Here is a 13,494-nt window from a genome sequence, read left to right as displayed (position 1 = left end):
TCACCGCGCCACGGGCGCGGCCGCCGTGTACGTACGGCGCAGGAACCGCAGCAGGGCCTTCGTCTCGAACTGGACCACCGAGACGCCGCCCGCGGAGTGGAACTCCACCACGGCCTGGACCCTGCCGCACGGCCACACCCGGACGTCGCCGCTCTCGACGGGCGCCCGCAGGCCCTGTTCGAGCAAGGTGCGCGGGAGCGTCCAGTCGTGCGGTCCGGGCAGCGGTCCCGGCAGGCCGACGCGCACCGACCGCGGGTCGGTCTCGGGGTCGTAGCGCAGGACGACGGGTACGGACGCGGGGTCGGCGCGAGGGTCCTCGTCCGTGACGATATGGGCTCGTGCGTACTGTTCGACTACAGACATCGGACAGCCCCTAACACTGCGTCACCTATACAGAAACTGGGCATCGCTGTCTTCCGCTCTCCTTCCAAATGTCGCATATTTCCAAGATTGCGCTCATTGGGAGGCGGTCGATCTCACCTGTGCAAAAAACGACAACCTCGCTCTTGCAATCTGTTCGCAACAAGCCCCTAAAATCGGGGCTGTGCATGTACCTGACGGATTCATCGACGCCCCTACCTCCGCCGTCACCGGAGTGGTCGCCGCCGCCGCCATCGCCGTGAGCCTGCGCGGCGCGCGGCGCGAGCTGGAAGAGAAGACCGCGCCGCTGGCCGGTCTCGTGGCGGCGTTCATCTTCGCGGTGCAGATGCTGAACTTCCCGGTCGCCGCCGGGACCAGCGGCCACCTGCTGGGCGGCGCGCTCGCCGCGATCCTCGTCGGCCCCTTCACCGGAGTGCTCTGTGTGTCCGTGGTCCTGCTGATGCAGGGCATCCTGTTCGCCGACGGCGGCCTGACCGCGCTGGGCGTGAACATCACCGACATGGCGGTCGTGACCACCGTGGTGTCGTACGCCCTCTTCCGCGGCCTGCTCACGGTGCTCCCGCGGGGCAGGCGGTCGGTCACCGCGGCCTCCTTCGTCGCCGCGCTGCTGTCGGTGCCCGCCGCCGCCGTCGCCTTCACGCTGATCTACGCGATCGGCGGCACCACCGACGTGGCCATCGGCAAGGTCGCCACCGCGATGATCGGCGTCCATGTGCTGATCGGCATCGGCGAGGCCGCGATCACCGCGCTCACCGTCGGCGCCGTCATCGCCGTACGGCCGGACCTGGTGCACGGCGCCCGCGGCCTGCGGCAGGAGCTGAAGCTGCGGGTGAACGGCGAACTGGTCGACGCCCCGGCCGCGCCCGCGCCGGCCGCCGCCCGCACCTCGCGCCGCACCCTGTGGATCACCGGGCTCGTCGCCTCCCTCGTCCTCGCCGGGTTCGTCAGCTTCTACGCCTCCGCCAACCCCGACGGCCTGGAGAAGGTCGCCCACGACCACGGGATCGACCAGAAGGCTAAGGAGCACACCTCGGCCGACTCGCCGCTCGCCGACTACGGCGTCAAGGACGTCTCCGACGCCCGCCTCTCCGGTGGTCTCGCGGGTGTGATCGGCGTGGGCGTCACGGTCGTCGCGGGCAGCGCGGTGTTCTGGGCGCTGCGCAGGCGCCGCACCCAGGAGGTCTCCCCCGCGGGCACGGACCTCTGACATGGGGGCCGGACACTCCCACCGGCTGTACCGGCACGGGCACTCACCCGTGCACGTGCTGCCGCCGCACACCAAACTCGCCGCCGCCTTCACCTTCGTCGTGGTCGTGGTCTCCACGCCGCGGGAGGCCGTGTGGGCCTTCGGGTGGTACGCGGTACTGCTGGCGGGCGTGGCCTGTCACGCCCGTGTACCCGCCGGTTTCCTGTTCAAGCGCCTGCTGATCGAAGTGCCGTTCGTGGCGTTCGCGGTGCTCATGCCGTTCGTGGCGCAGGGCGAACGGGTCGACGTCCTCGGCCTGTCGCTGAGCGTCAACGGCCTGTGGGGTGCCTGGAACGTCCTCGCCAAGGGCACCCTCGGCGTCGCCGCCTCGGTGCTGCTGGCCGCCACCACCGAACTGCGCGCACTCCTGCTCGGACTCCAGCGGCTGAAGCTGCCGCCGCTGCTGGTGCAGATCGCGTCGTTCATGATCCGCTACGGCGATGTCATCACCGACGAGATGCGCCGCATGCGGATCGCCCGCGAGTCGCGCGGCTTCGAGGCGCGCGGGGTGCGCCACTGGGGCGTGCTCGCCAAGTCCGCCGGCGCGCTGTTCATCCGCACCTACGAGCGCGGCGAACGCGTCCACCTCGCCATGGTGAGCCGCGGCTACGCCGGTTCCATGCCGGTCATCGACGAGGTGACCGCGTCCCGGGCCCAGTGGTCGCACGCCCTGGCCCTCCCCGTCGCCGCCCTCGTCGTCTGTCTGCTGGGATGGACCCTGTGAGCACTGACCCGATCCCCGTGTCCCTGGCGGTCTCCGGCCTCGCCTTCGCCTACCCCGACGGCCACCAGGCCCTGTTCGGCGTGGACTTCCGCATCGACCGCGGCGAACGGGTCGCGCTGCTCGGCCCGAACGGCGCCGGCAAGACCACCCTCGTCCTGCACCTCAACGGCATCCTGAGCGGCGGGACCGGGACGGTGACCGTGGCCGGGCTGCCGGTCGGCCGCGCGCACCTGGCCGAGATCCGGCAGAAGGTCGGCATCGTCTTCCAGGACCCGGACGACCAGTTGTTCATGCCGACCGTGCGGGAGGACGTGGCGTTCGGGCCGGCCGCCGCCGGGATGCGGGGGGACGCGCTGGCGGAGCGGGTGCGCACGGCCCTGGAGCGGGTGGGCATGCAGGACTTCGCGGACCGGCCGCCGCACCACCTCTCGTTCGGCCAGCGGCGCCGGGTGGCCGTCGCGACCGTGCTGGCGATGGAGCCGGAGATCCTGGTCCTGGACGAACCCTCCTCCAACCTCGACCCGGCCTCCCGCCGGGAACTCGCCGACATCCTGCGCACCCTGGACGTCACCGTCCTGATGGTCACGCACGACCTGCCCTACGCGCTGGAGCTGTGCCCGCGCGCGCTGGTCCTCAGCGACGGTGTGATCGCGGCGGACGGGCCGACCGGCGACCTGCTGTCCGACGACGCGCTGATGCGGGCCCACCGCCTGGAACTGCCCTTCGGCTTCGACCCGCGCTCGGTGAACGGGCGCTCCGCCCGGCTGTGACGGGTCCGCCGCCGGCCCACGGCAACGTCGATGTAACGATCCCCTTCGGCCCGCGAAACGAAGGAATCGCAGGCTGACAGCGGGTGTTCCACCCACTGTCGAAGGCAAGCCGAAGGGAAGTGCGGGCGTGGACGGCAACGGCACGGACGTCAGCGCACCAGACGTCAGCGCACCAGACGTCAGCGGCACCGTGGCCGAGGGCTTCGAGCCGGTCAGGGACGCGTTCCAGCGGAACTTCGACCGGCTGGGCGACCGGGGCGCGGCGGTGGCCGTGTACCGGGACGGGCAGCGGGTCGTGGACCTGTGGGGCGGCGCCAGGGACGTGGACGGCGGGGACGGCTCGGCGCCCTGGGAGCGCGGCACCGCGCAGATCGTGCGCTCCGCGACGAAGGGCGTCGCCGCGGCCGTACTGCTCCTCCTCCACCAGCGCGGCGAGCTGGACCTGGACGCCCCGGTGGGCGCGTACTGGCCCGAGTTCAAGGCCGCCGGCAAGGAACGGACCCTGGTGCGGCACCTGCTCGCGCACCGCGCCGGCGTCCCGGTGCTCGACCGGCCGCTCACCCCGCGGGAGGCGGCCGATCCCGAGACCGGCGCGGCGGCCGTCGCGGCCCAGGCGCCAGTGTGGGAGCCGGGCACGGACCACGGCTATCACGCACAGACCTACGGCTGGCTCACCGGCGAACTGGTACGGCGCGTCACCGGCCGGCCGATCGGCGCGTGGCTGGCCGCCGAGATCGCCGGGCCGGTCGGCGCGGACCTGTGGCTCGGGCTGCCGGACGCGCAGGCGGTGCGCGTGGGCCGGGTCGGCCCCGTCGACGCCCCCGAGACGGCCGGCGGACTGCGGACCCGGCCGAGGCGGTCCGTCGCCGCGGCCTACGCCGACCCCGGCTCGCTGACCCGACGCGCCTTCGCCGCGATCACCCCGCTGCCCGACGAGAACGCCCCCGCTTACCGGGCCGCCGCCCTGCCCGCCTCCAACGGCATCGCCACCGCCGACGGACTGGCCCGCTTCTACGCGTCGCTGATCGGCGAAGTGGACGGCGGCCGGCGGCTGTTCACCCCGCGCACCATGGAGCTGGCCCGCGGGGAGCGGTCCGCCGGGCCCGACCGCGTCCTGGTCGTGAACACCCGGTTCGGCCTCGGCTACATGCTGCACGGCACGGCCTCGCCGCTGCTGTCCCCCGCGTCCTTCGGGCACCCGGGCCGGGGCGGGGCGCTGGGCTTCGCCGACCCGGAGTCGGGCATCGCCTTCGGCTACGTGACCAACGGCTTCCGGCAGAGCGTGACGGCCGATCCCCGGGCGCAGGCTCTGGTGGGGGCGGTACGGGTGGCTCTCGCGCAGACGTGAGCGCTCCGCTGGTTCCCCGCGCCCCTTTGGGGGTGACGTTGCGGTGGGGTGGGCGCACCCTGGAATCAGGGATTCCGGAGGTGGTCGTCATGATGCACACCACAGTGGGCTGGCATGTCGAGATGGAGTTCGAGGAGGACGATCAGCACACGCGGGCGGTGGCGCTGGTGCGGCTGCCCGACGGCACGGAGATCCGGGGGCACGGCCGGGCGAGCCGGCACCGCACCGACTCCAACCAGCCACGGGTCGGCGAGGAGATAGCGGGCGCCCGCGCCCTCAACGAACTCGCGATGAACCTGCTGTCCAAGGCACACGGAGAAATCGACGCGCTGTCCGGCCGCACCTCACACCCGATCAACGTCTGACCCCCACCACCCCGAAGGGACGCCCCAAGCGAGGCGCCCCAAAGGGGCGCGGGGAACTACACGCTCAGCCACGACCTACCCGCGGACTTCCACAGGGGCGCGGGGAACTGCGCGACCAGCCACGACGAACCCGCGGACGAACATGGCGGGAGGCACCTCATAGGGGCGCGGGGAACTGCGCAACCACCGCCGAAACTACTCCGCGAAGCTCGCGAAATACGCGGCAGCCATGTCCTCGTCGCCATGCCCCTGCGCCGCCGCGCGAGCGAGACGCGCGGCGGTGGCGGCGGCCACGTCGAGACGCACATGCCCCCGCTCCCCCGCCTCCACGATCAGCCGCGCGTCCTTCCCGGCGGTGCTCACCGCGAACTGCGCCGGGCTCAGCCGGCCCTCAAGGACCAGCCCCGCCTTGGCCCGCAGGTACCCCATGTCGAGCGGCCCCCCGGCGATCAGGTCGAAGAAGCTCTGCGGGTCGACGCCGAGGGCCTGGGAGAGGGCGAGGACCTCGCCGCCCGCCGCGGTGACCGCGAGGACCCAGCTGTTGGCGACGAGCTTCAGCCGGGTCGCGCCGGCCGCGGCCCCGTCCTCACCGGTCCACACGGTCCGCACGCCGACCGCGTCGAAGACGGGCGTGACCGTCTTCCGGTGTTCCTCGGGCCCGGCGGCCAGCACGGTGAGCTGCCCGGACTCGGCGGGCTGGCGGGTGCCGAGGACGGGGGCGTCGTAGAAGACGAGGCCGTGCTCGCGGGCGAATCCGGCGAGTTCGGCGACGGAGTCGAGTCCGGCCGTGGTCGACTGCGCCCAGACCGCGCCGGCGGGCAGCGCGGGTGCCGCCTCGCGCATGACCTCCAGGACGGTGTCACCGTCGTAGAGCATGGTCAGCACGACATCGGCGTCCCGCACGGCCGCGGCCGGGTCGGCGGCGACCTGCACCCCGTCGGCGGCCAGCGGCAGGGCCTTGTCCGCGGTGCGGTTCCAGGCGCGGACGGTGTGCCCGGCGCGGGCGATGTTGCGGGTCATCGCGGCACCCATGATGCCGGTGCCCAGGACGCTCACGGTGAGTTTCTCGGTCATGCGTCGGTTCCTGTTCTCGGATGTCCTGCTCGCGGATTCCCCTCGCCGTCGGCGATCTTAGGCGGCCTTTCGGTCAGATCGCGGTCATCCCGGCGTCGGCGGCCGACGCGGTCGGCCTTTCCCCCCGTACGCCCTGTTCATCCCGTTCGTCCCAGCGGGACGGGACTCGTCGGCCCGTGGGCAGGGGGTGCGTTCGCGTACGTCCAACGGCGTGCCGCCGGCGGACGTACGCGACAAGGAGGCCGGTGAGGGCTACGCCGTCCCCACGGTGCCCTCACCGGCCGGCTCTCGGCAAGCGGTGCGCGTCAGGCGCGCACCAGCTCGCGGTCCTCGTCCTTGGGCCGGTCCTCGTCCCGGGCGCGCAGCCCCTCGCCCTCGACGTCCACGTTGGGCAGCAGGCGGTCCAGCCACCGGGGCAGCCACCAGGCCCGGCGGCCGAGCAGCGCGAGCACCGCCGGCACGATCGCCATGCGCACGATGAACGCGTCGAAGAACACGGCGGCCGCAAGGCCGAAACCGATCATCTTCACCATCGACTCGCTGGAACCGATGAAGCCGGAGAAGACGGCGATCATGATCACGGCGGCGGCGGTGACGACCCGGGCACCGTGCCGGAAGCCGGTCACCACGGCCTGGGTGGGCCTCTCCCCGTGGACGTACGCCTCCCGCATCCGGGTCACCAGGAACACCTCGTAGTCCATGGCGAGGCCGAAGACCACACCGACCATGAAGATCGGCATCATCGACATGACCGGGCCGGTCTCCTCGACGCCCAGCAGGCCGGACAGCCAGCCCCACTGGAAGACCGCGACGACGGCGCCCAGGGCCGCCAGCACGCTCAGCAGGAAGCCGAGGGCCGCCTTCAACGGGACCAGGACGGAGCGGAAGACCACGATCAGCAGCAGGAACGCGAGGCCGACGACCAGGGCCAGATAGGGCAGCAGGGCGTCGTTCAGCTTCTGCGAGACGTCGATGTTCATCGCCGTAGCACCGGTGACCAGGATCTTGGCGTCCGTGGTCCGGCTGATGTCCGCGCCGGTCGAACGGATCGTGTGCACCAGGTCCTCGGTGGTCGACGAGGACGGCTTGGAGTGCGGGATCACGGTGATGGTCGCGGTGTCGCCGGCCTCGTTGGGCGCGGGCGGGGTCACCGAGGCGACGTTCTTGAGGCCCTTGATCTCGTCGTCGACATCGGTGAAGACGGTCTTCGGGGTGTCGCTGCCGCGGGCGTCGACGACGACCATCAGCGGACCGTTGAAACCGGGCCCGAAGCCCTCGGAGAGCAGGTCGTAGGCGCGGCGCTGGGTCGTCGACGCCGGCTGGGAGCCGTCGTCGGGCAGACCCAGTTGCAGGGAGGTCGCGGGGAGGGCGGCGGCACCGAGGCCGACGACGCCCAGCAGCAGGACGGCGACCGGGCGGCGCACGACGAAGCTCGCCCAGCGGGTGCCCAGGTTCGGCCGGCCCGCCTTGTGCGGGTGCCTGGTCCCGCGTCCGCCGCCGAACAGCCTGCTCTTCTGGCCGGCCGGCGTGACCCGGCGGCCCGCGTAGCCGAGCAGCGCCGGGATCATGGTGAGGGCGATCAGGACCGCGACGGCGACCGTGCCGGCGGCGGCGACGCCCATCTTCGTCAGCATCGGGATGTTGACGACGGACAGGCCGACCAGGGCGATCACGACGGTGAGTCCGGCGAAGACCACTGCGGAGCCCGCGGTGCCGACGGCCCGCCCGGCGGCGTCCTCGCGTTCCCTGCCCTCGGCGAGTTCGGCGCGGTAGCGGGAGACGATGAACAGCGCGTAGTCGATACCGACCGCGAGGCCGATCATCATCGCCAGGATGGAGGTGGTCGAGCCCAGGTCGAGGGCGCCGGCCAGCGCGGTAATGGTGGAGACGCCGATGCCCACGCCGATGAGCGCGGTCAGCAGCGGGAGTCCGGCCGAGAGCAGCGAGCCGAACGTGATGACCAGGACGACCGCGGCGATGACGATGCCGATGGCCTCGCTGGACCCGGTCTCGGGTGACGCGCTGAGCGCGTCACCGCCTATCTCGACGGTCAGCCCGGCGTCCCGGGCGTCCTGGGCCGCCCGGTTGAGCGCGTCGCGCGAGGAGTCCTTCAGCTCCATGCCGGAGACCCGGTACTTCACGGAGGCGTAGGCGATCGTGCCGTTCTTGCTGACGGCCTTCCCGGTGTACGGGTCGGTGACGGAGACGACCTCGGAGCCGTCCCGCAGCTCCCGCACGGTCCGCTCGGCGGCGGCCTTGTTGCCCCGGTCGGTCATCTTCCCGCCACTCGGGGCCTTGAAGACGACGCGGGCCGTGGCGCCGTCGGCGCTCATGCCGGGGAAGCGCTGGTCCAGCAGGTCGAAGGCTTTCTGCGCCTCCGTACCGGGGATGGAGAAGGAGCTGTTGCCCGCCGCCGGCGCGCTCGCGGCGCCGGCACCGGCCAGCGCCAGCAGCGCCACCCAGATCAGGGCGACGAAGTGCCGTCGCCTGAAGGCGAGCCGGCCCAATGTGTAGAGGAACGTGGCCACGAGGTCGTACTCCCGATCAGTCGTGGGGTGGTTCAGGGCAGAGGTGATCAGCCCGCGGGGCAGGCGTGACCGGCCCCTGAAGGCAGGGGTGATCAGCCCGTGGGGGCAGGTGTGATCAGCCCGACGACGTGAGCGGTGACGTCAGGTGAGGCTGGGGAGGCCAGGGGGCTAGAAGAGGCTTGAGGAGGTCAGGGAGGCGGACAGCCGACCGGCGGGGTCAGCCGACCGGCACGCCGAGAGCGGGGAGGACCACGGCGTCCAGGTACGACGTGAGGAATGCCTGGGTCGGCGGCTGGTCGTCGAGCAGTGCCCGGGTGGCGAAGCCGCCCACCATCATGTGCACCAGGAACTCCAGCGCGGGACAGTCCGGGCGGACCTCACCCCGGTCGATGGCGCGCCGCACCATCGAGTGGAACCCCTTGATCTCGGGATCCACCACCAGATTGCGGAAGGCTTCGCGCAGATCCGGGTTGTGGTGCATGGCCATGGCGACACCCCGCATCAGCGCGGAGCTCCGCTCCATCTCGCAGTCGTCCTCGGCCGCCACCAGGCCGTGCAGGTCGCCCCGCAGCGATCCGGTGTCGATCTCGTCGGTGCGGACCCGCTTGCCGTGCCGGATGGCCTTCACGACCAGCTCGGCCTTGCCGCCCCACTGGCGGTAGAGGGTGGCCTTGCTGGACCGGGTGCGGGTGGCCACGGCGTCCATGGTGAGGGCGTCGTAGCCGACTTCCCGGAGCAGATCGAGCACGGCCTCGTACAACTCGGCCTCGCGCTCGGGGGTGATGCGACTGCGACGCCCCGGTGCAAGCACCGGCTCCACCGGAGCGGCCAGCGCCACGCCCTTGGATGCCTCAGTCATGTCTCTCGCCCTTTCCCGCTCCGGACGACACGGTTTTGTATGTGATGAATGTAGCGCACCCCTCAACGAAACGAAACCGTTTCGTACGTGCCTTGAATCACGTCTGTGAGTTGCGCATAAGGTGCCCGTTTTCCGGTTGGATCAGAGTTGCCCTGAGTTGCCCGTTCCCCATCGGCCGGAAAAATATGGGGAGGTGAGCTATCTGCGCCTGCCCCACCTCAGCCGCGACCTGCTGTGCTTCGTGGCCGAGGACGACCTGTGGCTGGCCCCGCTCGGCACCCCGGGCCGCGCCTGGCGACTCACCGTGGACCGCACCAAGATCGGCCATCCGCGTTTCTCCCCCGACGGCCGCCACATCGCCTACACGACCTGGCACAGCCTGGTGCCCGAGATCCACCTGGCCTGCGTCGACGGCGGACCCGGCCGGCAGCTGACGTACTGGGGCAGCGCCGACACCCGGGTGTGCGGCTGGACCCCGCCCGACCCGGACGGCCGCTCCGACATCCTCGCCGTCGCCTCCCACGGCCAGCCCTTCTCCTACTTCACCTGGGCCTACAAGGTCTCCCCCGACGGCGACCCCGGCCGCAAACTGCCCTGGGGCCCGGTCTCCGACATCCAGACCGCCGACCTCGGCGACGAACGCAGAACCCTGCTGCTCACCGGCACCCCACCGCACGAACCGGCCGGCTGGAAGCGCTACCGGGGCGGTGCCATGGGCCGGCTGTGGCTGCACGGACGGCGGCTGCTCGCCGGCATCGGCGGCCATCTGGACTCGCCGATGTTCGTGGCCGGCCGGATCGCCTTCCTCTGCGACCACGAGGGCGTCGGCAACCTCTACTCCTGCGCGTACGACGGCTCCGACCTGCGCCGCCACTCCGACCACGACGCCTTCTACGCCCGGAACGCCGCGAGCGACGGCACCCGCGTGGTGTACCAGTGCGGGGGCGACCTGTGGCTGGTCGACGACCTGTCCCCGGACGCCGTGCCGCGCCGCCTGGACATCCGGCTGTCCGGGCCGCGGGCCGGCCGCCGCAGGTACCAGGTCCCGGCCGCCCAGCACCTGGACGGCATATCGGTCGACGAGACCGGCCGGGCCAGCGCCGTCGTCGTACGCGGCAGCCTGTACTGGCTCACCCACCGGGACGGCCCGGCCCGCACCATCGCGGACACTCCGGGCGTACGGGTCCGGCTCCCGGAGATGCTGGGCTCGACCGGGCGGATCGCCTACGTCACGGACGCGGCGGGCGAGGACGCGATCGAGATCGCCTACCTGCCCCGGGCCAGCGGCGACCGCGCGCCGCGCCGGCCCGCCACCGGTGAGCTGGGCCGGGTCCTGGAACTGGTGTCGGACCCGTCGGGCGAACGCCTCGCCGTCGCCTCGCACGACGGACGCCTGCTGCTCGTCGACGCGGCCGAGGGCGGTGGGGGTGGTGAGGGCAGTGAAGATAGTGAGGGTGGTGGGGACTCTGGGAGCGGGTCCGGGGGCTCCGAGGGCTCCGAGGGTTCTGCGGGTTCCGCGGCGGACGCGGCGGACGCGGCGGATGCGGCGGACTCCGGGCCCCTCGGACAGGCCGACGGCGCGGGAGGGGCCGACGGCGCCCGCGGAAGCGAGGTCACCGAGTTGATCCGGTCCGTCAACGGCCCGGTGAAGGACCTGGCCTTCTCCCCGGACGGGACCTGGCTGACCTGGTCCCACCCGGGGATCGGGCGTTCGCTGCGGCAGATCAAGATGGCCCGCGTGCCCGGGGCCGGACAGCCGGACCGGCTGATCGTCGACGTGACCAACGGCCGCTTCGAGGACGAGAACCCGGTGTTCACCCGGGACGGCCGCTACCTGGCGTTCCTGTCCTGGCGCGGCTTCGACCCGGTGTACGACGTGCACACCGGGGACCTGTCCTTCCCGCTCGGCTGCCGCCCGTACCTGGTGCCGCTGTCGTCCGCGACCCCCTCCCCGTTCGCCCTGAACCCGGACGGCCGTCCGGCGGCCGGCGGCCTGGACCCCGCCGAGGGCGGGCCCGGCGACGGCTCCGCGGTCACCGTCGAGGTCGAGGGCCTGGAGAACCGGGTCACCCCGTTCCCGGTGACCGCCTCCAAGTACTCCGCGCTGCAACCGGTGGCCGGCGGCGGCCTGGTCTGGCTGCGCTGGCCGATCTCGGGTGCCCTGGGCGAGACCTTCGTCAACCCGGCCGACACGAGCGGGCGCCCCACCCTGGAGTACTTCCACATCACCAAGGCGAAAAAGTCCGAACTCGTAGGCCATCTGGACTGGTTCACGGTCAGCGGCGACGGCACCCGGCTGGTCGTGGTCGACGAGGGCGACCTGCGCGCCGTCCCGTCGACCGAGTACGGCGACGCCGACACCACGGTCTGGATCGACCTGCGCCGCATCCTGCACGAGGTCGACCCGCCCGCCGAGTGGCGCCAGTCCTTCGAGGAGGCGGGCCGGCTCATCCGGGCCTACTTCTGGGACCCGGGCATGTGCGGCATCGACTGGGACGCGGTCCTCGACCAGTACCGGCCGCTGGTCGAACGCGTCGCGTCCCCGGACGAGTTCGCGGATCTGCTGCGCGAGGTGCTGGGCGAGCTGGGCACCTCCCACGCCTATGTCACCCCGGCCCGGCGCAACGAGGGCCCGCCCCACTTCCAGCGCTACCAGGGCCTGCTCGGCGCCGACTTCGTCCGCCGGGACGGCCGCTGGACGGTCCGGCGGATCCTGCCGGGCGACTCCTCCGACTCCCGGGCGCGTTCGCCGCTGGCCGGCACCGGCATCCGGGCGGGCGCGGTACTCACCCAGGTGGACGGGCGGCCGGTGGACCCGGTGGCGGGCCCGTACCCGCTGCTGGCGGGCGCGGGCGGGACGACCGTGGAACTGACCTTCGTCCATCCCCCGCCCGACGAAGAACCACCGGCCACCGCCGGCTCCACGAGACCTGCGGAAGAACAGGGCGCGGCGGACGAGCAGGACGCGGCGGACCGGAAAGGCGCGGCGGGCGAGGCGGGTCCGGCGCGGCGGGTGGCGGTGGTGCCGCTGATCGACGAGCGGCCGCTGCGCTACCAGGACTGGGTGGCCAAACGCCGCCAGGTGACCCGGGAGTTGAGCGGCGGCCGGTGCGGCTATCTGCACATCCCGGACATGGGCGGCTCCGGCTGGGCCCAGTTCAACCGCGATCTGCGCATGGAGGTGTCCCGGCCCGCGCTCCTGGTGGACGTGCGCGGCAACGCGGGCGGGCACATCAGCGAACTCGTCGTCGAGAAGCTGACCCGGACCATCCTCGGCTGGGACCTGACGCGGGACGCCCAGCCCGTGTCGTACGCCTCCAACGCGCCGCGCGGCCCGATCGTGGCGCTGGCCGACGAGGCCACCTCGTCCGACGGCGACATGATCACCGCCGCGATCCGGCTGCTGAAGCTGGGTCCGGTGGTCGGGCAGCGCACCTGGGGCGGCGTGGTCGGCGTCACCGGGCGGCACCGGCTGGGCGACGGCACGGTGATCACGGTGCCGATGAACGCGGCCTGGTTCGACGCGTACGGCTGGTCCGTGGAGAACCACGGGGTGGCACCGGACGTGGAGGCCCTGCGCACCCCGCTGGACTGGGCCGAGGGCCGGCACGTCGAGATGGACGACGCGATCCGGCTGGTCCTGGAACTGCTGGTGTCCTGGCCCGCGGCGACGCCGCCCGACCTCAGCGAGGTACCGGACCGCTCGCGCCCCGAACTGCCGCCCCGGGCCTGACCGCCCGCCCGCGTGCGCGCGGACCGGACACCGGGACCGGGCCCGAAGAACGGGTGCGAAGAACAGGTACGAAGAACGGACGCAGAGAACGGGAACGGGAACAGGCATGGGCACGGGAACGGGTACGGGAAGGGCGCCCCGCGTCCGGGGCGCCCTTGTGCGGACCGATGACCGACCGTGGGTCAGGCGTCGTAGTCCTGGTCCATGCGGTCGTGCATCTCACGCTCGCTGTCCGGCGTGTCCCGCGTGTCCCGCGGGTTCTGGCGGCCGCCGCGCTCGGACTGCGGCTTGCCGCCGGGCTGCGGCTTGCCGGACTGCTGCTGGCCGCGCTGACCGCGCTGGCCGGCCTTCTCACGCGCGCTCTGCTCGGCCTGGTCCCGCAGGTTCTTGGCCTTCTCCTGGAACTGGTCCTTCATACCCATGTGGGTTCACTCCCGTGAGGGTAGGGGGGTTGGGCCTCGATGGG

Annotated in this window: 11 protein-coding genes; 6 read left to right on the top strand and 5 right to left on the bottom strand. The window is 72.3% G+C overall.

Annotation, left to right across the window (positions count from 1 at the left end; translation table 11 throughout):
* Positions 1-363: an SsgA family sporulation/cell division regulator gene (locus ACFY2B_RS22610; protein ID WP_390764875.1), complete on the bottom strand. Its 363-nt coding sequence runs from the start codon at positions 361-363 to the stop codon at positions 1-3.
* A 181-nt stretch (positions 364-544) separates the two neighbouring features.
* Here ACFY2B_RS22610 and ACFY2B_RS22605 point away from each other — a divergent pair, with 181 nt between their 5' ends.
* The 5 genes from ACFY2B_RS22605 (at position 545) to ACFY2B_RS22585 (ending at position 4,834) form a co-directional block, all read left to right on the top strand.
* Positions 545-1,588, top strand: coding sequence for an energy-coupling factor ABC transporter permease (locus ACFY2B_RS22605; protein WP_390764874.1), 1,044 nt, complete (start codon positions 545-547; stop codon positions 1,586-1,588).
* Between the two features lies 1 nt (position 1,589).
* Positions 1,590-2,351 (top strand): cobalt ECF transporter T component CbiQ, encoded by a 762-nt coding sequence (cbiQ, locus tag ACFY2B_RS22600; protein WP_390764873.1) that lies wholly within the window; start codon positions 1,590-1,592, stop codon positions 2,349-2,351.
* Positions 2,339-3,121, top strand: coding sequence for an energy-coupling factor ABC transporter ATP-binding protein (locus ACFY2B_RS22595; RefSeq protein WP_390764872.1), 783 nt, complete (start codon positions 2,339-2,341; stop codon positions 3,119-3,121). The genes cbiQ and ACFY2B_RS22595 overlap by 13 nt, the downstream gene beginning before the upstream one ends.
* A gap of 127 nt (positions 3,122-3,248) precedes the next feature.
* Positions 3,249-4,469 (top strand): serine hydrolase domain-containing protein, encoded by a 1,221-nt coding sequence (locus tag ACFY2B_RS22590; RefSeq protein WP_390764871.1) that lies wholly within the window; start codon positions 3,249-3,251, stop codon positions 4,467-4,469.
* 89 nt (positions 4,470-4,558) lie between these two features.
* A complete protein-coding gene (locus tag ACFY2B_RS22585; protein WP_390764870.1) occupies positions 4,559-4,834 on the top strand; it encodes a DUF1876 domain-containing protein in 276 nt (91 codons plus the stop codon).
* Positions 4,835-5,029: 195 nt separating this feature from the next.
* Here ACFY2B_RS22585 and ACFY2B_RS22580 read toward each other — a convergent pair whose 3' ends face one another.
* From ACFY2B_RS22580 to ACFY2B_RS22570, 3 genes are all read right to left on the bottom strand, one after another.
* On the bottom strand, positions 5,030-5,908 hold the full coding sequence (locus tag ACFY2B_RS22580; RefSeq protein WP_390764869.1) for an NAD(P)-dependent oxidoreductase: 879 nt from the start codon (positions 5,906-5,908) through the stop codon (positions 5,030-5,032).
* 305 nt (positions 5,909-6,213) lie between these two features.
* Positions 6,214-8,436 (bottom strand): MMPL family transporter, encoded by a 2,223-nt coding sequence (locus ACFY2B_RS22575; protein ID WP_390764868.1) that lies wholly within the window; start codon positions 8,434-8,436, stop codon positions 6,214-6,216.
* 217 nt (positions 8,437-8,653) lie between these two features.
* Positions 8,654-9,295 carry a TetR/AcrR family transcriptional regulator gene (locus tag ACFY2B_RS22570; RefSeq protein ID WP_390764867.1) on the bottom strand — a complete coding sequence of 214 codons (642 nt, stop codon included), beginning with the start codon at positions 9,293-9,295 and terminating at the stop codon, positions 8,654-8,656.
* A 193-nt stretch (positions 9,296-9,488) separates the two neighbouring features.
* On the opposite strand from ACFY2B_RS22570, the gene ACFY2B_RS22565 reads away from it, so the two are divergent.
* Positions 9,489-13,028, top strand: coding sequence for a S41 family peptidase (locus tag ACFY2B_RS22565; RefSeq protein WP_390764866.1), 3,540 nt, complete (start codon positions 9,489-9,491; stop codon positions 13,026-13,028).
* 182 nt (positions 13,029-13,210) lie between these two features.
* Here the strand turns inward: ACFY2B_RS22565 and ACFY2B_RS22560 are convergent, their stop codons facing one another.
* Positions 13,211-13,450, bottom strand: a complete 240-nt coding sequence (locus ACFY2B_RS22560) for a hypothetical protein (protein WP_390764865.1) — start codon at positions 13,448-13,450, stop codon at positions 13,211-13,213.
* Positions 13,451-13,494: the final 44 nt, after the last annotated feature.

Source organism: Streptomyces sp. NPDC001270 (assembly GCF_042896695.1).
Taxonomy (GTDB): Bacteria; Actinomycetota; Actinomycetes; order Streptomycetales; family Streptomycetaceae; genus Streptomyces.
Note: the sequence above shows the minus strand (reverse complement) of the source record. Positions and strands in the feature narration are given on the sequence as shown.

Coding starts and splice junctions, on each gene's coding strand:
- ACFY2B_RS22595 (WP_390764872.1), top strand. CDS start 2,339: ATGGACCCTGTGAGCACTGACCCGATCCCCGTGTCCCTGGCGGTCTCC.
- cbiQ (WP_390764873.1), top strand. CDS start 1,590: ATGGGGGCCGGACACTCCCACCGGCTGTACCGGCACGGGCACTCACCC.
- ACFY2B_RS22610 (WP_390764875.1), bottom strand. CDS start 363: ATGTCTGTAGTCGAACAGTACGCACGAGCCCATATCGTCACGGACGAG.
- ACFY2B_RS22580 (WP_390764869.1), bottom strand. CDS start 5,908: ATGACCGAGAAACTCACCGTGAGCGTCCTGGGCACCGGCATCATGGGT.
- ACFY2B_RS22570 (WP_390764867.1), bottom strand. CDS start 9,295: ATGACTGAGGCATCCAAGGGCGTGGCGCTGGCCGCTCCGGTGGAGCCG.
- ACFY2B_RS22585 (WP_390764870.1), top strand. CDS start 4,559: ATGATGCACACCACAGTGGGCTGGCATGTCGAGATGGAGTTCGAGGAG.
- ACFY2B_RS22560 (WP_390764865.1), bottom strand. CDS start 13,450: ATGGGTATGAAGGACCAGTTCCAGGAGAAGGCCAAGAACCTGCGGGAC.